We start from the raw sequence: 17,741 nt of genomic DNA, 5'->3' as shown, positions 1-17,741 counted from the left end.
CAGTCGCACGCGCCAACCAAAACCTTAGCTTCGCGACTGCTTCTTGAACTTGCGGATGACCATATCGCGCTTCAGCCGCGACAGGAAATCGATGATGAGCTGGCCGTCGAGATGGTCGATCTCATGCTGGATGGCAGTCGCGAGCAAACCGTCGGCTTTAAGCTCCTGCTCTTTGCCGTTCCGGTCGATGTAGCGAACCGTCACTTCCGCCGGTCGCTCGATTTCGACCCGCACGTCGGGAATGGACAGACAGCCTTCCTCATGCACCCGCGTCGTCGAACCCAGCGCGACGAGTTCCGGATTGGCCATGGCGAGCGGATTGGGCGGCTCGCCCTCGTCCGAGGTATCGAGCACGACGACGCGCCTCAGCACGCCGACCTGCGGCGCGGCAAGGCCGACACCCGGCGCCGCGTACATCGTCTCCAGCATGTCGTCCATCAGCTTGACGACGGCATCGTCTACGCGCTCGACAGGATCTGAGATCTTGCGCAGGACGGGATCGGGAATGGTGAGAATGGGAAGTACGGCCATGGCGCCTGACATATGAAAGGCCGCAGCCGCGGTCAATGGCGTGCGTCTCTATACCGTTCCGAGACCTGATCCCCGGCAGGTTGCCGCGTCACCACAGAGGCCGCGAGCCCCGCGGCGGTTGTCTCCGGCGGGGCCCAGCCAATCCGGCGCAACCGGGCCGCGTCAACGACCAGATCACCCGTTAGCCGGTCGGCGAAATCGCCCTTTCCGGCAAGCCGCAGCAGGCGGGCGAGCGATGTGTCCGGCACGGGAAGCAGCATTTCCGGCCGCCCAAGCCCCCGCCGCAGCGCACGGATGATCTCAGCCATCGCCAAAGCCTCCGGGTCTGCCACGATAAATGCAGCATTTTCAGCAGTTTGGGTTTGCAGAACATATTGCAGCGCGCTGATGAGGTTGCCGATGCTGACCAGCGACCGCCGCGCTTTGAGCGCCCCGAACGGCAGCGGCACCGGCAAAGCGGCGATTTTCAGCAGCGCCGCCATATTGCCTTTGACGCCCGGTCCGTAAACCAGCACCGGCCGGAGCACGGTCCAACGCGTCGCCGAACCTTCTAGCATCTGCGCCGTGACGGCTTCCGCCGCCTGCTTCGAACGGCCATAGGCGTCCGTGGGTGCTGCGGGCGTCGCTTCGGTGACGATGCCTGGATATGTCACTCCCACCTGCGCCCGGATCGAGGACATCAAGACGAAGCGCTTCACCCGCGCCGAACGGGCGGCTCTGGCCAGCTGCCGCGTTGCATCAACATTGATAGCCGTATAGGCCGCAGACGGCAGATCGGTCCGCGCCGCCGAAAGCCCGGCCGCGTGCACGACGGCATCGACGCCGCGCACGAGGAATTCCGCGGCGAACGATCGCGACATGTCGCCGACGGCAACGCCCTCGACGCGAGGACTGTCAAATACGATGGGGTGCCGCGACGCCGCCCGGACATTATAGCCACGCTCCGCCAGTACGCGGACGACATGCTGTCCGATGAAACCCGACGCTCCAGTCACGAGAATGCGTTGGGCAATAGCCACACCCGCTCTCCGTTAGCTCAACGTGGCGCTGCAATCGACTCTTCCAAGACGATCTAGGACCGTCTCGTCCGAAAGTGCAACGCCGCGCGCGCTAAAGTCTCAGCGTTTCCCCAACGCGCGCAACCAGACGGTAGCCTACAAATATGGAAATTAGTCCAAAGGCGACGCCACCAACCAAATTACCCGCGAGCACGCCTTCGGCACCGTAAAACTTCCCGCCCCAAATGACGAAAGGAATAGTGCCAACCGTGGCGCGGCCCCAGTTGAGAATCGTCGAGACGTGCGGCCGGCCCAGCGTATTGAAGACGGCATTCGTCACGAAGATCGCGCCCATGAAAACGAACAGCGGCGACAGCCAGCGGCAGAAGAAAACGATCAGATCACGCACCTCGCCCGTTGCATGAAACAACCTCGCCAGGGGATCGGCCGCGACCGCAAGACCGAGCCACGCAACTGCCGTGAAGGCCGCCATCGTCAGCAGCGAGAGCGTGTAGGCGTCGCGCATTCGCGTCCGCAAGCCCGCACCGAAATTCTGTCCAATGATCGGTCCGACCACGCCGGAAAGCGCAAAGATCGCGCCGAACGCCACCGGAATGATCCGTCCGATGATCGCCCACGCCGCAACCGCTGCATCGCCATAGGGCGCAATGGCGTGCGTAATGTAGGCGTTGCCGACGGCTGGTGCGATATTCGTCAGCACTGCAGGTGCTGCGATCCGCGAATAGGGTCCGACGTCCTGCTTCAACGTTGCGATCTTCGGCCGTCCCATCAGATCGTGCACGCGGACGACACCGCACAGCCCGACGACCATCATCACCAGCCGCGCCAGCAAACTCGACAGCACCGCACCTTCGATGCCGAGCCCGAAATGCACGATGAAAATCAGATCGAGGATCGTATTGACGATCGCGCCCGACAGCGTGACGTTCATCGCCCGCCGCGCATCGCCGACAGAGCGCAGCACCGCTGACGATGTCATGCCGAGCGACAGAAACGGCAGCGTCGGAAGCAGAATTTCGAGATAGAAGCTTGCCAGATCGAGCGTCCGCCCGCTGGCGCCGAGCAGCCGCAGCAACGGCTCGATCGCGAACCACAGCGCCAAGCTCGCAATCGCAGAGAAAACAAACGCCATCACGTGCGCGTTAGCCGTCAACCGCCGTGCCCTGACGCGGCGCTGCGCGCCTAGGGCCGGCGCGATCAGAGACGTAGCGGCGATGGAAAGCCCGATGCCGATAGACGTCGAGAAGAAGAGGATGGAACTCGCGTAGCCGACGGCGGCGACGATCGCATCGTCGCCGATGCGCGACAGAAAATAGATATTCGCAAGATCGCCGACGAACACGGCCATCAGGCCGAGCGCACCGGCAGCGGTCATCGCCAGAATGTGCCGCAACAGCGAGCCCGTGACGAACTTCGGCCCGCTACCGCCGCGCCTGACGATTTCGACTTCCGCCATATGCCTGACGTTTCCGCGGTGAGATATCCGCGCTCCCGGAGTTCTTATAATTTCCGCCGGGCCTTGAAGGCGGCGGCCAGCGTGCCGTCGTCGAGATAATCGAGTTCACCGCCGATGGGAACACCTTGCGCCAGCCGCGAAACAGTAACGTCGGTACTCTGAAGCTGATCCGAGATGTAATGTGCCGTCGATTGGCCTTCGACGGTGGCATTCAGGGCCAGCAGAATTTCCTTCACATCCGGCGACTGCGCCCGCGCGACGAGGTTCGCGATATTGAGCCGCTCCGGCCCGACGCCGTCGAGGGGCGATAAGTGTCCGCCGAGCACATGATAGCGCGCCGAGACGATGCTGGCGCGTTCGAGCGCCCAAAGATCGCCGACCTCTTCCACGACGACGATCAAACTCGCATCGCGCCGCGGATCGGCGCAAACGCTGCACGGCGACACCGTATCGAGATTGCCGCACACAGGGCACTCGGTGATTTTGGCGATGGCCTGTTGAAGCGCGTCAGCGAGCGGCAGCATGAGATCGTTGCGTCGCTTCAAGAGCGCCAGCACCGCCTTGCGCGCCGAACGCGGGCCAAGCCCTGGCATTCGCGCCAGAAGCTGCACCAGCCGTTCGATTTCAGGGCCTGCCGTTTTGCGAGACATGGTTTAATTCAAAATTCTTACCCGTCATCCTCGGCCGAGTGAGCGAAGCGAATGATGGTCGGGGATCCAGCGTAAGACTCGTCGAAGACGCAAAAGTGGATCGAGCCTTCGGCAGTTTTACGCTGGATCCCCGAACAGCTCATAAATTCGCCGTTCGAGGGTGACGGGCGAGAAAAAACTCAGAAAAGCTTCATGCCCGGCGGAATCGGCAGACCGCCCGTGATCTCGGCCATCTTCGCCTGCATCACATTATCGACTTTCGCCTTGGCATCGGTCGCCGCCGCCACGATGAGATCCTCGAGGATCTCGACCTCGTCCGGCTTCATCAGGCTCGGATCGATCCGCACGCGTTTCAATTCGCCGCGGCCGTCGACCGTCACATGCACAAGACCGCCGCCCGCCTGGCCTTCGATCTCAGCCTTCTGCAGCTCGTCCTGCATTTCTTTCAGGCGCGCCTGCATCCGGCCCACCTGCTTCATCATACCCATAATGTCTTTCATATTGTCCTCGCGGCAGAGAGCCGAATTCGTCCTGAAGTTTTAAACGGCTTCGCTCTCGCTGTCCGTATCTGTCTCGCGCCCAGCAATTCGCCGCACCTCAGCGATCTTCGCATCCGGGAAAGCTTCCAGAACCGCACGCACCGCCGGATGCGCTTTCAGCGATTCAAGCTCCTGAGCTTCGCGCTCTCGGCGCACGACGCCAATAGGCGGCGCACCGGCATCCTTCGAAAGAACAACGACCCAGCGCCGCGTTGTCCAGAGGTTGAGTTTTTCCCGAAGGTCGTTGGCGAGTTCCGGCGGCGCCTCGGGCATCAGGAAAAGATCGATCGAACCCGCCACCGCATCGAACTTGACGAGGCTGACATGGTCTTCGAGGTGCCACTTGAGCTTCGCATCCCGCTTCTCGCCAGCGAGCGCTACGACGTCTGCAAACGATCTCGGATCGGACTTCATCGATCCGGCCGCAACAGCCGGAGCAGCCAATTCATCACCCTCGGCATCGCCAATCGGCTCGCCGTCGTCGAATTCGAAGCCGTCGCCCAGATCACCGAGGTCGCCGAGATCATCCTGATCGTTTTCAGCGACCGGAACGTCAACGCGCGCATTGAGCGGACCGCGCTGACCGGCCGGAGCATCCCCGGCCGGCAATGCCGGACGCCGCGCGGGAACAGCCCCGCCGCCGAGCGCTTTGATCAACTCATCGGGCGTCGGCAGATCCGACGTGTACGCAAGCCGAATCAGAACCATCTCGGCCGCGACACGCGGATTGGGCGCACGCGAAACCTCTTCGAAACCTTTGACCAGCATCTGCCACGCTCGCGACAGGTACGGCATCGACAAACGCGATGCGAGACCGGCGATGCGCGCCTTTTCTTCCGCCGTCAGAGCTTCGCCCGCAGGCTCTTCGCCGACAGCTTTAACGCGCGCTATAGCGTGTACGGCTTCAGCCAGATCGGACACGACCTCGGCCGCTTCCGCGCCGTCACGATGCAGCGATTCCAATCCGCGGATGGCCGTCGCGACATCACCTTTGAAGAGCGCTTCAGCGAGATCGAAAATCCGCGCGCGATCGGCAAGGCCGAGCATATCGCGAACCTTCGCCGCCGTGACGTGCCCCTCGCCCATCGCGATCGCCTGATCGAGAATGGAAAGGCCGTCGCGCACCGAACCTTCGGCCGCGCGTGCGATAAGCTGCAAAGCATCAGCGTCAGCTTCAGCACTTTCCAGGCCGACGATCTTCTGGAAATGCTCAGCCAGCACCGGCTGCTCGACACGGCGCAAGTCGAAGCGCTGACAGCGCGACAGCACCGTGACGGGAACTTTGCGAATTTCCGTCGTCGCGAAAATGAAACGGACATGCGATGGCGGTTCTTCAAGCGTCTTCAGCAGCGCGTTGAACGCGCCCTTCGACAGCATGTGAACCTCGTCGATCAGGAACACTTTCGTGCGCGCAACGAGTGGCGTGTACTGCGCGCTTTCGATGATCTCGCGGATGTTGTCGACGCCGGTATTCGAGGCGGCGTCCATTTCGAGCACGTCCGGATGACGGCCCTCCATGATGTCCTTGCAGTGGACACCCAAGCCCGGCATGTCGATGGTCGGCTTGTCGTAGCCTGGCGCTTCGTAATTGAGCGCCCGCGCGAGAATACGCGCCGTCGTCGTCTTGCCGACACCGCGCACGCCCGTCAGCATGTAGCCCTGCGCGATGCGCCCGGATGCGAACGCGTTGCGCAGCGTCGTCACCATCGCCGACTGGCCGATCAGGTCGTCGAACGTCGCGGGCCGATATTTCCGCGCCAGCACGACATACGGCTTCGCCAGCTCGGTGCTTCCCGAACCTTCGACGCCGTCAGACGTTTCCGATTTCTTTTTCGCCATGATCCCTGAAACAACCTTTCGCCCGAAGGGGCGAGGGAGCAAGGCGACCCGCGGTAAGCCGCGCCCCCGCGGAGAGCGCCGAATCGCCCTTGCGATCCGAATTGCGCTCGTGAGCGAGTAAAGAGGCTGGCGAACGACCCGATTTCTGATCGTTAGGGCTGCTTCCTTCCGGACCTGACCCGGTTGGCGACGAACTCGTCCGCCGCCAGCCCGTTCCTATAATGGGCCGGGCGGCGAAAAAGTACAACCCTCCCTGCACCGGAAACTAACAGCCTCCACAACAAGGCAAGCCGCGGATTTACCGGCCGAATTTCGCTTCCGGCGCAGCGGCGCTATTCGGCGCGCTTGATCGGGACGAGGCCGTTGGCCGCAAGCTCCGCCGCCTCCTTGCGGTAGGGGCTCGCCGGATAGGTGCCGAGGATCTGCGTCTGCGTCGAGAAGAACGACAATTCCTCAAGCGCAAGTTGCACAGGCCGGTCGACCGGATGACCTTCGATATCGGCGAAGAAGCGGGAGGCGTTGAACGTCCCCTCCTCCTGATAGCTCTCCAGCTTCGTCATGTTGACGCCGTTGGTCGCGAACCCGCCGAGCGCCTTGTAGAGCGCCGCCGGCACGTTTCGCACCCGGAACAGGAAAGTCGTCATCACCGGGCCGTTGCCGGGCTCGGCGTCATCCGGCTCCTTCGCCAGGATTATGAAGCGCGTCGTATTGTGGGACTGGTCTTCGATATCGCTCCTGATGATTTCGAGACCGTAGATTTCCGCCGCAAGACGCGATGCGATGGCGCCCGTCGAAAGATCGTCGCTCTCGGAGACGAGCCGCGCCGAACCTGCCGTATCGGCTTCCGGCACCGGCTTCAAACCGAGCTTGCGAAGCGTCGTCCGACATTGCCCCAGCGCCTGCGTATGGCTCATGACCCGCTTGATCGTCGAAAGGCTCGCGCCCGGCTTCGCCATGAGCTGATGGCGCACGCGCAGGAAGTGCTCGCCGATGATGTAGAGCCCGGCGTCGGGCAGCAGATGGTGAATGTCCGCGACCCGCCCCGCGACCGAATTCTCGATCGGGATCATCGCGTAATCAGCTTCGCCGTTCTTCACCGCCGCGAGCGCATCCTCGAATGTCGGGTAGGCGACGCTTTCGGCATCCGGATAGACTTCGCGCGCCGCAAGATGCGAATTCGCACCCGGCTCGCCTTGATACGAGATTTTGAGGGCTCCGGCTTCGGAACCTGTGGTTTTGGTCATGGTGGATCGGTTGTCCGGGAAAGAAACGTCAGGGCGCGATGAGGCGTCGGGCGCGCTCAAGGTCGGCGGGAGTATCGACACCGAGTGGAACCGTGTCAACGACGCTGACGTCGATCCGCATTTGAGCCTCAAGTGCCCGTAATTGCTCGAGCTTTTCCCGTTTTTCCAGCGTCGCTTGCGGGAGCGATACAAACCGTTCGAGGCTGGCACGGCGGTAAGCATAGATGCCGATGTGGTGATAGAGCGGCCCGTCGCCGTGGGGCGCCGTCGCTCGGGTGAAGTAAAGCGCCCGCAGCCGGTTCTCGCCGATCGGCGTGCCGACCACTTTGACCACGTTCGGATTGGTGCGCTCTTCGTCTTCCGAAATCACCGCCGCGAGCGTCGCGATGTCGGTCGCCTCATTCGCAAGCGGCGCAACGCAATCGGTGACAAGCACGGGGTCGAGCGTCGGCAGATCACCCTGCAGATTGACGATGATCTGGGCTTTTTTCTCCGGATCGAGCGTCGTGACGGCTTCGTGAATCCGGTCCGAACCCGAAGCATGATCGTCCCGCGTCATCACCGCTTCGCCGCCCGCCGACTTCACGGCCGCCAGAATTTCGGAACTGTCGGTCGCGACGACGACCCGCCCCAGACCGGCCTCCATCGCCCGCCGCCAGACGTGCACGATCATGGGCGCACCATGAATATCCGCAAGCGGCTTTCCGGGAAGACGGGTGGCGTGCATGCGGGCGGGAATGAGGATGAGCGTTTGTTGAGACACTGCGATCGAATTCTTTTGTTCGGTGACAAATCGCCCCAATACCGCTATCGACGTTCTTACAAAAAACGACGACGTGCTTGCAGGGCGGCCGAGCTTATATACCGCAAATCGATCTCGTCACCTTGAATTGCGCGTCATGGGGAGTGACCGTCCAAGGAGCTGAGACATGACGATGGACAGTTTCGAATTCACGAAACTTGCCGGGGCCGTGCTGTCTGCACTGCTTTTGATTTTCGGAACCCGCACGATCATCGAGATGACCGTTGGTCATACGCCCGAGAAACCGGGCTTCACCCTTCCTGCCGCCGCGCCCGCTGAAACGGCGACCCCGCCTGCAGGTGGTGCAGCAGCGCCTGCTGCCCCGGCCGAAGACAGCGGCAAAGAGGTGATTGCGCTTCTGCCCAAGGCGAACGCCGAAAAAGGCAAGACGATTTTCAAAAGATGCCAAGCTTGTCACGTATCCGAAAAAGGCCAGACGCCGACCGTCGGCCCGAACCTGTGGGACGTGGTAAATCGCAAAAAAGGCTCATATCCCGGATTTAAATATTCGGCAGCGATGGAGAAAAAAGGCGGCGACTGGTCATTCGACGACTTGGCGCATTTTCTTCACAGCCCCAAGACGTTCATCCCCGGCACAAAAATGACGTTCAACGGCTTGCCGACACCGCAGGATGAAGCCGACGTCATCGCCTATCTCGCCACCCTTGCAGATACGCCCGTTCCACTGCCAAAATGACGGCGTTTTAACTCGCTATGGGTACAAAAGTTTGCGACCTTGCCGGCTCTTTGGCGGGGTCGTTTTTGTATCCGGCCCACGACTTGTCCCCGCTGCCCGGGGCTGTGTTAAGCTGGCCCCGGAATGTGACAATTTGAAAGGGACGAAGTCGAATATGCAGATGCGCCTGACGCCGTTTATCCTTGCCGCGCTGGCGTTCATGAGTTTTTCGCTCCCGAACCCTGCAAAAGCGCAAGACGCCGCGACGCCGCCCGCCGCAGCCGCGCAATCCGCAGACGCTCCAAAGCCCGCCGAAGCTCCCAAGACCGACGACGCACCGAAGCCGGTCGATGCGCCAAAAGCCGATGAACCCGTCAAGCCTTCGGAAGCCGCTGCACCCGCTGAAGCGCCGAAACCCGCTGAAGCCGCAACCACGCCGGTATCGCCGCCGAACCCCTCCGACGCCGCTCCTGCCGGTGCTGCCTCAACGGCCACGGCCGCTGACGTCCAATGCCATCACGCGCTGTCCCTCGTCGGCGAACCGAAATACGGACCCGACTTCAAGAATTTCGATTGGGTCAATCCGAACGCGCCGAAGGGCGGCACGGTCCGTCAGTGGGCGGATGGCACCTTCGACACGCTGAACCCATTTTCCGACAAGGGCGTCAAGGCCGCGGGCTTGGGTCTGATTTTCGACAGTCTGTTTACGCCGAGCCCTGATGAACCCTCGACCCAATACGGCCTGATCGCCGAGTGCGCCTCCTACCCGGCCGATTATTCGTCCGTCACGTTCAAGCTGCGCCCCGAAGCGAAATTCCACGACGGCTCGCCGATCACGCCGGAAGACGTCATCTTCTCGTTCGAGCAGTTCAAGAACGTCAATCCGTTCTACGCCTTCTACTACAAGAACGTCGTCAAGGCCGAGAAGACCGGCGACCACGAGGTGAAATTCACCTTCGACAAGACCGGCAACCGCGAGCTGCCGATGATCGTCGGTGAGCTGAATGTCGTCTCCAAGGCCTACTGGACCGGCAAGAACGCCGATGGCTCCCAGCGCAACCTCGCGGCCACGACGGTCGAAGCCCCCCTCGGCAACGGCGCCTACAAAATCAAGTCGGTCGATACCGGCCGCAAGATCACCTACGAGCGCGTGCCCGACTACTGGGCGAAGGATCTGCCTGTGTTGAAAGGCCAGATGAACTTCGACACGCTCGAATTCACCTACTATCGCGACCGCACGCCCGCATTTGAAGATTTCAAGATCGGCAACATCGACGTCTGGTCCGAGAACCGCGCCGACGCCTGGGCGACGCAGTACAATTTCGACGCTTTGAAAAAAGGCCTGGTGAAGAAAGAAGCCATTCCGGTGAAGCGCGTGGCGCCGATGCAGGCGTTCGTATTCAACATTCGCCGCCCGCAGTTCCAGGACCCGCGCGTCCGCCACGCTTTCAACCTGCTCTTCAATTTCGAAGAGACGAACAAGAAGCTGTTCTACAATCTCTATAAGCGCGTCGGCAGCTACTTCGAAAATTCAGACCTCCAGGCGACGGGCCTGCCGCAAGGCCGCGAGCTTGAGATCCTGAACGAGATCAAATCCGAAGTGCCGCCGGAAGTCTTTACGGCGACCTACGAAAACCCGGTCAACGCCCAGGAAGGCGACTTCCGCAAGCACCAGCAGGAAGCGCTGAAACTGTTCGAGGACGCCGGCTGGAAGATCCGCAGCGAAACCGTCAACGATCCGCATTGCGGCTTCTGGTGCAAGGCGATGCAGACGATTGGGCTATCATCGGGCTCGACCGCGCGCGTCCTGCGCAATGACAGGGGCGACCAGATGACGGTCGAATTCCTGATCAACGGCGACACGTTCGAGCGCATCATTCTACCCTACGTGCAAAACCTCGAAGCCATGGGCATCAAGGCGACGGTGCGAAACGTCGACGACGCACAGTACAAACAGCGCGAGGACAACCGCGACTTCGATATCATCGTCGACAGCTTCGCCCAGTCGAATTCACCAGGCAACGAGCAGCGCGATTTCTGGGGCTCTGCCGCCGCCGACAAGCCCGGCAGCCGCAACACCATTGGCATCAAGAACCCCGCGATCGACCACCTGATCGACAAGATCGTATTCTCGAAAGATCGCGCCGACCTCGTTGCCGCAACCCATGCGCTCGACCGGGTTCTCTTGTGGAACTACTACGTCGTCCCGCACTGGTATTACCCCTACGACCGGCTTGCCTACTGGGATGTTTTCGGCCGTCCGGACAAACTGCCGTCACAAGGCGCCGCTCTGACTCAGGTCTGGTGGTACGACGCGGACAAGGCGAAAGCCGTCCAGGCAGCGAAGGGAAAGTGACCCTGTTGGAACGACCCACCCGATCACGTGCGGCGGCCGGAGCGAAGCTCTCTTTTCTGGCCGCGCTGGCATTGCTGTTTTCCATGCCCGACGGCGGCCTGGCGCAGGCTGAGCCCCGCCATGGTCTCTCGATCTTCGGCGAACTGAAATACCCGCCCGACTTCAAGCACTTCGACTACGTCAATCCCGATGCGCCAAAGGGCGGCCGCATCGTGACAATGGGAACGGGCGACGTAAATACGTTCGACAGCTTCAACCAGTTCATCGTCAAAGGCGACGCCGCCCAGGACCTCGACCTGCTGTTCGACAGCTTGATGGTCCGCGCGCAGGATGAACCTGACGCCGTCTATGGCCTCGTTGCCCAATCGGCCGACGTCGCACCCGACCGCATGTCGGTGACGTTCAAACTTCGTCTCGAGGCAAAGTTTTCAGACGGCACCCAGATCACCGCCGACGATCTCGTCTATACGCTTAGCCTTCTGAAAAGCATGGCGACGCGCCCGCAATATTCGCAGCCCTTGCACGACGTCGTGAAAGCCGAGGCGCTCGATCCTGAGACGGTGCGCTACACCTTCCAGGGCAAACTTGTGCGTGATCTGCCGATCCTGATCGCTCAGCTCCCGGTGCTGTCGAAAGCCTACTACACGGCGAATCCCTATGATGAAACGTCGTTGAAGCCGCCGCTCGGCTCAGGCCCTTATCGCATCAAGACGTTCAACTCCGGCAGCTCGATCACATACGAACGCCGCAACGACTACTGGGCGAAAGATTTGCCGGTAAACAAGGGCCGCTTCAACTTCGACGAAGTTCGCCTTGACTATTATCGCGACCGCACCATCGAACTCGAAACGCTCAAATCCGGCAACTTCGACTTCCGCGAGGAATTCTCAAGCCTCGCCTGGGCGACGCAGTACGACATTCCAGCCGTTCGCGACGGTCGTCTCATCAAAGCGCTTTTGCCCGACCGCCGCCCGTCCGGCGCGCAGGGCTACTTCATCAATACCCGTCGCGATAAATTCAAAGATCCGCGCGTACGCGCCGCGCTCGATCTCGTCTTCGATTTCGAATGGTCGAACAAGAAGCTGTTTTACGGCCTGTACAGCCGCACGACGAGCTACTTCGAAAATTCCGACATGAAGGCCGAGGGCCTGCCCTCGCCGCAAGAACTCGCCCTGCTCGATCCTTATAAGGACAAGCTGCCTCCGGAAGTCTTCGGCGAGCCCTATACGCCGCCCGTCACCGACGGCAGCGGCAACAACCGCGCCAACCTCAAGAAAGCGCGCGATCTGCTCATCAGCGCCGGTTGGAAGCCCGACGCCGAAGGCAAGCTGCGCAACGCCAAGGGCGAGCAGTTAAGCATCGAGTTCCTCGATTTCGAAGCGCAGTTCGAGCGCATCACGCTTCCCTATGTCGAGAATCTCAAGCGCATCGGCGTCGACGCCAACTGGCGTCTCGTCGATCCGGCGCAATATCAGCAGCGCCTGAAGTCGTTCGATTTCGACGTCACGACGCAGCGCTTCTCGCTCGGCCTGACGCCGGGCGTCGATATGCGCGCCTTCCTCTCCTGTGAGGCGGCCAAGGCACAAGGCTCGTTCAATCTCGCAGGCATCTGCGATCCCGTCGTCGATGCCCTGACCGATAAGGTCATCGCCGCCAAATCCCGCGCTGAGCTGACCACGGCCACGCACGCCCTCGACCGCGTTCTACGCGCCGGCCATTATTGGGTGCCGCACTGGTACAAGCCGTTCTATTCGGTCGCCTATTGGAACAAGTTCTCGCATCCAGCCGTCCAGCCGAAGTATGATAGCGGCGTTCTGGATACCTGGTGGTTCGATGCCAAGAAGGCCGCCGACCTCAATTCGGGCAAGCCTGAGCCGCAAAAAGCGTCGCAAACGACGCCGAACTCCACGCAACAACCAGTGAAGCAGTGATGGCCGTTTATCTTTTAAAGCGCTTGCTCCTGGTGATCCCGACGTTGTTCGGGATCATGCTGTTTTCGTTCATCATCATCCAGTTCGCGCCTGGCGGACCGGTTGAACGCATGATTGCGCAGCTGATGGGCCAATCCTCGTCCATCGTCAGCCGCATGGGCGGTGGCGGCGGCGATACGCTCGGCGGCGGTGGCATGAACAGCCAGCTTGGCGTCGGCGGTGGCGACTCCATCACCTCGAAATATCGCGGCGCGCAAGGCCTCGACCCCGCGTTCATCAAGAGCCTCGAAAAGCAGTTCGGCTTCGACAAGCCGGCGCCCGAGCGCTTTTACCTGATGATGAAGAACTTCCTGACCTTTAATTTCGGCAAGAGCTACTTCCGCGACGTCTCGGTGCTTGAACTCATCAAGGAGAAGCTGCCTGTCTCCGTTTCGCTCGGCATCTGGATGACGCTGCTGACGTACCTGATTTCCATTCCACTCGGCATCCGCAAGGCCGTGAAAGACGGAGAACCCTTCGATACCTGGTCGAGCGCCGTTCTCGTCGTCGGCTACGCGATCCCGGGCTTCCTGTTCGCTGTTCTGTTGCTGATCCTGTTCGCGGGCTCGTCGTTCTTCCAGTGGTTCCCCTCACGCGGTCTCTTCTCCGACAACTGGGATCAGCTCTCGGTCTTCGGAAAGATAACCGACTATCTCTGGCACCTCGTGCTGCCGATGATCGCGATGGCGGTCGGCTCGTTCACCGCTATGACGTTCCTGACGAAAAACTCGTTCCTGGATGAAATCCGCAAGCAATACGTCGTCGCCGCGCGCGCCAAGGGCCTCACCGAAAACCAGGTGCTCTACGGCCACGTCTTCCGCAACGCCATGCTGCTCGTCATCTCGGGCTTCCCGTCGGCCTTCATCAGCGCCTTCTTCTCCGGCGCACTGCTGATCGAAACGATCTTCTCGCTGGACGGCCTTGGCCTCTTGTCGTTCGAAAGCATCGAAAAGCGCGACTATCCGGTCGTGTTCGCCTCGCTCTACATCTTCTCGCTCGTCGGCCTGCTGGTCGGCATCCTGTCGGACTTCGTCTACACGCTCGTCGATCCGCGCATCGACTTTGAATCGCGCGAGGTATGACGATGGACCAGCGCGCCGACAACGCTCCCGAGACAGTCGCAGTACCCGCCGCGAAGGCCAAGAAGTCCCGGTGGCGACGCCTCTTCCGGCTGTCGCCCGTCAACCGACGCCGCTGGGAACGCTTCAAGGCGCACAAAGTTGGCTATCGCTCATTTGTCGTCTTCTCGATCCTGTTCGTCGTCTCGCTGTTCGCTGAGTTCGTCGCCAACGACCGCCCGCTGATCGTCAGCTACAAAGGCGAAATCCTGTTCCCCGTGCTCGTCGACTATCCGGAAGACAAATTTGGCGGCTTCCTCGCCATCACCGATTATCGCACGCCCGATATCCAGAACGAGATCAACGCCAACGGCTGGATGCTGTGGCCGCCGATCCGCTATTCGTATTCGACCATCAACAAGGACTATCCCGGCCGCATCGGCGACAACGGCGTCTGCCTCGGTTATCCAGCGCCGCCGCCGTGGTCCTCGTCGCTGAAGCTGTGCCCGGCGCCGGCCGACCAGCTCGCCCGCTATAACGAGTGGGGCAACACCAACTGGCTCGGCCTCGACGATCAGGGCCGCGACGTCGTCGCCCGCATCATCTACGGTTTCCGAATATCCGTTCTCTTCGGCCTGATCCTGACGATCGTCTCGTCCGCCGTCGGCATCGTGGCCGGTGCGGTGCAAGGCTATTTCGGCGGCCGCGTCGATCTCATTTTCCAGCGCCTGCTCGAGATCTGGAACTCGATCCCCGAGCTGTTCGTGTTGCTGATCCTGTCGTCGCTATTCGTGCCCGGTTTCTGGACGCTGCTCGGCATTCTGATGATCTTCTCCTGGACATCCCTCGTCGGACTCGTCCGGGCGGAATTCCTCCGCGGCCGCAACCTCGAATACGTTCGCGCCGCACGCGCGCTCGGTCTGTCCGACTGGCAGATCATGTTCAAGCATCTGCTGCCGAACGCCATGGTCGCGACGCTGACGTTCCTGCCCTTCAAGCTGTCGGGCGGCATCGCAGCGTTGACCGCGCTCGACTTCCTCGGCCTCGGCATGCCGCCGGGTTCGCCCTCGCTCGGCGAACTGCTCCTGCAGGGCAAGAAGCACCTCGAAGCGCCATGGCTCGGTATCTCGGGCTTCATTGCCGTGTCGATCATCCTCTCGCTCGCGATCTTCATCGGCGAAGCCGTGCGTGACGCCCTCGATCCGCGCAAATCGTTCAGGGCCAAAAGCTGATGGCAAATCCCGTTCCTCTCGTTGACGTGCGCAATCTCTCCGTCGCTTTTGGCGAAGGAAAAGACCTCGTGCAGGTCGTCAACGGCGTCTCGTTCCACATCAACAAGGGCGAAACCGTCGCGCTCGTCGGCGAGTCCGGCTCCGGCAAGACCGTCTCCGCAATGTCGATCTTGCGCCTGTTGCCGAACTCCGCCTCGCATCCGACCGGCGAGATTTTGTTCGGCGGCACCGACATCCTGAAAATGTCTGGCAATGACCTTCGCGAAATCCGCGGCCGCCGCATCTCGATCATTTTCCAAGAGCCGATGACATCGCTCAACCCGCTTCACACCATCGAGAAGCAGGTCGGCGAAATCATCAAGCTGCACCAAATGCTGCCCGAAGCCAAAACGCGCGAGCGCGTCATCGAGCTTCTGACGAAGGTTGGCATCCGCGATCCGGAGAAGCGCCTCGGCGCCTATCCGCATGAGCTCTCTGGTGGCCAGCGCCAGCGCGTGATGATCGCTATTGCGCTCGCTAACAAACCTGACCTATTGATCGCCGACGAGCCGACTACCGCACTCGACGTCACCATTCAGGCGCAAATTCTGGAGCTTCTGAAGTCGCTTCAGAAAGAGATGGGCATGGCCATGCTGCTCATCACCCACGATCTCGGCATCGTGCGCCGCATGGCCGAACGCGTCTACGTCATGCGCAACGGCGACATCGTCGAGACCGGCGACGCCGAACAGATCTTCACCGCACCCAAGCACGCCTACACGCGCCATCTTCTCGATGCCGAGCCGAAAGGCATGCCGCCCGCCGCCGACCCGACGCGTCCCGTCGTCGTCGAGACGGACGATCTGAAAGTCTGGTTCCCGATCAAGAAGGGCCTGTTGCAGCGAACCGTCGATTACGTAAAAGCGGTCGACGGTCTGTCGATGAAACTTCGCGCCGGCGAGACGCTCGGCGTCGTCGGTGAATCCGGCTCCGGCAAAACCACCCTCGGCCTTGCTATCCTGCGGCTCATTTCATCGCAAGGTCCCATCGCCTACGTCGGCAAACGCATCGACGCGCTGACGAACAAGCAGATGCGCCCGCTGCGCAAGGAAATGCAGATCGTCTTCCAGGACCCTTACGGCTCGCTCTCGCCACGGTTGACGGTCGGCCAGATCATCGAGGAAGGGCTTCTGATCCAGAATCCCGAACTCGACGAAGAGCAGCGGCGCGAACGCGTCGGCGCGGAACTGAAGGAAGTCGGACTCGATCCAGCGTCGCAGGATCGCTATCCGCATGAGTTCTCCGGCGGCCAGCGCCAGCGCATCGCGATTGCCCGCGCCATGGTCTTGCAGCCGAAGTTCGTCATGCTCGACGAGCCGACAAGCGCTCTCGACATGAGCGTTCAGGCCCAGATCGTCGATCTTCTGCGCAAGCTGCAAGCGAACCACGGTCTCGCCTATCTCTTCATCAGCCACGACCTCAAAGTCGTGCGCGCGCTTTGCAACTACGTCATTGTCATGAAGAACGGCAAAGTCGTCGAAGAAGGCCCCGCGCGCGATATCTTCGAAAAGCCGCAAGACGAATATACCAAGGCGCTGCTCGCGGCAGCCTTCGACATCAAGGTGGCATACAAGGGGGCGCTTGCGAGCTGACAGGCTGGCGAGCTGACTGGGAGGTCGCCGATGGCAACGCCGAAGCTCGTCCACTATCACGCGCCAAACACCCGCTCATTCACCATCCGCTGGCTGTTCGAAGAATTGGGCGCGCCGCCGCACGAACTGAAAATTCTCGACATGAAGGCCGGCGAGCACAAATCGCCCGCGTTCCTCGCCATCAATCCGATGGGCAAACTGCCTACCGTGACCGCGGATGGCACGCCGATCACCGAGGTCGGCGCAATCGCAATTTTTCTTGCAGATCTGTTTCCCGAGGCAAAGCTCGCACCTGACGTGAAGGATCCGACGCGCGGCACCTACCTGCGCTGGATCGTCTTCAACCACGGCGCCATCGAGCCAGCCGTCATGGACAAAGCACGCAAGCTGCCGCCGGGCTTGCCGTCGTCCTCGCTCTGCTATGGTAGCTACGACGATACCGTAAACGCGCTTGTCAGCGCCGTGCGCAACGGCCCCTACATTCTCGGAGATCGCTTCTCCGCAGCCGATGTTGTGATCGGATCGGCGGTCCGGTTTCTGACGCTCTTCAAGATGCTTCCCGATCGGCCGGAATTTTCCAGCTATATCGAACGCATGACGAGCCGCCCGGCATTCAAAACCGCCGCCGCCAAGGACGATGCGCTCGTTCGCGAGCGGTCCTGCTGAACGGCATCGGTCGCCTTTCCGTACCCGGAAGATCGGTTATTCTGGTGATCCTCCGAATCGCTGACGCGAGAC

Annotated in this window: 15 protein-coding genes and 1 other RNA gene; 7 read left to right on the top strand and 9 right to left on the bottom strand. The window is 61.2% G+C overall.

Annotated features, from left to right (window positions below):
- Positions 1-24 precede the first annotated feature (24 nt).
- The 9 genes from def to HYP802_RS0106230 form a co-directional block, all read right to left on the bottom strand.
- Positions 25-531, bottom strand: a complete 507-nt coding sequence (gene def / locus HYP802_RS0106265; protein ID WP_024275369.1) for a peptide deformylase — start codon at positions 529-531, stop codon at positions 25-27.
- Positions 532-563: 32 nt separating this feature from the next.
- On the bottom strand, positions 564-1,550 hold the full coding sequence (locus tag HYP802_RS0106260; protein WP_024275368.1) for an NAD-dependent epimerase/dehydratase family protein: 987 nt from the start codon (positions 1,548-1,550) through the stop codon (positions 564-566).
- A gap of 91 nt (positions 1,551-1,641) precedes the next feature.
- Complete coding sequence (locus HYP802_RS0106255) at positions 1,642-3,006, bottom strand: MATE family efflux transporter (RefSeq protein WP_024275367.1); 1,365 nt, start codon at positions 3,004-3,006, stop codon at positions 1,642-1,644.
- Positions 3,007-3,050: 44 nt separating this feature from the next.
- Positions 3,051-3,656 (bottom strand): recombination mediator RecR, encoded by a 606-nt coding sequence (gene recR, locus HYP802_RS0106250; RefSeq protein WP_024275366.1) that lies wholly within the window; start codon positions 3,654-3,656, stop codon positions 3,051-3,053.
- Positions 3,657-3,835: 179 nt separating this feature from the next.
- A complete protein-coding gene (locus tag HYP802_RS0106245; RefSeq protein ID WP_024275365.1) occupies positions 3,836-4,156 on the bottom strand; it encodes a YbaB/EbfC family nucleoid-associated protein in 321 nt (106 codons plus the stop codon).
- A gap of 39 nt (positions 4,157-4,195) precedes the next feature.
- Entirely contained in the window at positions 4,196-6,034 is a 1,839-nt protein-coding gene (locus tag HYP802_RS0106240) for a DNA polymerase III subunit gamma/tau (protein ID WP_024275364.1), read from the bottom strand.
- A gap of 118 nt (positions 6,035-6,152) precedes the next feature.
- An RNA gene (ffs, locus tag HYP802_RS23170) (signal recognition particle sRNA small type) lies at positions 6,153-6,248 on the bottom strand.
- 118 nt (positions 6,249-6,366) lie between these two features.
- Positions 6,367-7,278, bottom strand: a complete 912-nt coding sequence (locus tag HYP802_RS0106235; RefSeq protein WP_013946276.1) for a prephenate dehydratase — start codon at positions 7,276-7,278, stop codon at positions 6,367-6,369.
- Between the two features lie 28 nt (positions 7,279-7,306).
- Complete coding sequence (locus HYP802_RS0106230; protein WP_013946275.1) at positions 7,307-8,041, bottom strand: 3-deoxy-manno-octulosonate cytidylyltransferase; 735 nt, start codon at positions 8,039-8,041, stop codon at positions 7,307-7,309.
- A gap of 166 nt (positions 8,042-8,207) precedes the next feature.
- Between HYP802_RS0106230 and HYP802_RS0106225 the strand changes: the two genes are divergently transcribed.
- The 7 genes from HYP802_RS0106225 (at position 8,208) to HYP802_RS0106195 (ending at position 17,669) form a co-directional block, all read left to right on the top strand.
- The gene (locus HYP802_RS0106225; RefSeq protein ID WP_013946274.1) at positions 8,208-8,777 is read left to right on the top strand and encodes a cytochrome c family protein; all 570 of its coding nucleotides are present in this window, start codon (positions 8,208-8,210) and stop codon (positions 8,775-8,777) included.
- Between the two features lie 154 nt (positions 8,778-8,931).
- Positions 8,932-11,112 (top strand): extracellular solute-binding protein, encoded by a 2,181-nt coding sequence (locus HYP802_RS0106220; protein ID WP_013946273.1) that lies wholly within the window; start codon positions 8,932-8,934, stop codon positions 11,110-11,112.
- A 5-nt stretch (positions 11,113-11,117) separates the two neighbouring features.
- Complete coding sequence (locus HYP802_RS0106215; protein ID WP_244420966.1) at positions 11,118-13,043, top strand: extracellular solute-binding protein; 1,926 nt, start codon at positions 11,118-11,120, stop codon at positions 13,041-13,043.
- Positions 13,043-14,164, top strand: coding sequence for a microcin C ABC transporter permease YejB (locus HYP802_RS0106210; RefSeq protein WP_013946271.1), 1,122 nt, complete (start codon positions 13,043-13,045; stop codon positions 14,162-14,164). The genes HYP802_RS0106215 and HYP802_RS0106210 overlap by 1 nt, the downstream gene beginning before the upstream one ends.
- 2 nt (positions 14,165-14,166) lie before the next feature.
- On the top strand, positions 14,167-15,372 hold the full coding sequence (locus HYP802_RS0106205; protein WP_024275362.1) for an ABC transporter permease: 1,206 nt from the start codon (positions 14,167-14,169) through the stop codon (positions 15,370-15,372).
- Positions 15,372-17,003 (top strand): ABC transporter ATP-binding protein, encoded by a 1,632-nt coding sequence (locus HYP802_RS0106200; RefSeq protein WP_013946269.1) that lies wholly within the window; start codon positions 15,372-15,374, stop codon positions 17,001-17,003. Before HYP802_RS0106205 ends, HYP802_RS0106200 begins: the two co-directional genes overlap by 1 nt.
- A 30-nt stretch (positions 17,004-17,033) precedes the next feature.
- Positions 17,034-17,669, top strand: coding sequence for a glutathione S-transferase family protein (locus HYP802_RS0106195; RefSeq protein ID WP_013946268.1), 636 nt, complete (start codon positions 17,034-17,036; stop codon positions 17,667-17,669).
- The last annotated feature ends 72 nt before the right edge of the window (positions 17,670-17,741 follow it).

Origin of the sequence: Hyphomicrobium sp. 802 (assembly GCF_000526135.1) — a bacterium.
Classification (GTDB): domain Bacteria; phylum Pseudomonadota; class Alphaproteobacteria; order Rhizobiales; family Hyphomicrobiaceae; genus Hyphomicrobium_B.
The sequence above is the reverse complement of the archived record's forward strand: the minus strand, read 5'-3'. Positions and strand labels throughout refer to the sequence as shown.

Bases quoted from the DNA above. Each gene is read 5' to 3' on its own strand.
- HYP802_RS0106220 (WP_013946273.1), top strand. From the start codon at position 8,932: ATGCAGATGCGCCTGACGCCGTTTATCCTTGCCGCGCTGGCGTTCATG.
- HYP802_RS0106240 (WP_024275364.1), bottom strand. From the start codon at position 6,034: ATGGCGAAAAAGAAATCGGAAACGTCTGACGGCGTCGAAGGTTCGGGA.
- HYP802_RS0106200 (WP_013946269.1), top strand. From the start codon at position 15,372: ATGGCAAATCCCGTTCCTCTCGTTGACGTGCGCAATCTCTCCGTCGCT.
- HYP802_RS0106225 (WP_013946274.1), top strand. From the start codon at position 8,208: ATGACGATGGACAGTTTCGAATTCACGAAACTTGCCGGGGCCGTGCTG.
- HYP802_RS0106210 (WP_013946271.1), top strand. From the start codon at position 13,043: ATGGCCGTTTATCTTTTAAAGCGCTTGCTCCTGGTGATCCCGACGTTG.
- def (WP_024275369.1), bottom strand. From the start codon at position 531: ATGGCCGTACTTCCCATTCTCACCATTCCCGATCCCGTCCTGCGCAAG.
- HYP802_RS0106255 (WP_024275367.1), bottom strand. From the start codon at position 3,006: ATGGCGGAAGTCGAAATCGTCAGGCGCGGCGGTAGCGGGCCGAAGTTC.
- recR (WP_024275366.1), bottom strand. From the start codon at position 3,656: ATGTCTCGCAAAACGGCAGGCCCTGAAATCGAACGGCTGGTGCAGCTT.
- HYP802_RS0106205 (WP_024275362.1), top strand. From the start codon at position 14,167: ATGGACCAGCGCGCCGACAACGCTCCCGAGACAGTCGCAGTACCCGCC.
- HYP802_RS0106245 (WP_024275365.1), bottom strand. From the start codon at position 4,156: ATGAAAGACATTATGGGTATGATGAAGCAGGTGGGCCGGATGCAGGCG.
- HYP802_RS0106195 (WP_013946268.1), top strand. From the start codon at position 17,034: ATGGCAACGCCGAAGCTCGTCCACTATCACGCGCCAAACACCCGCTCA.
- HYP802_RS0106235 (WP_013946276.1), bottom strand. From the start codon at position 7,278: ATGACCAAAACCACAGGTTCCGAAGCCGGAGCCCTCAAAATCTCGTAT.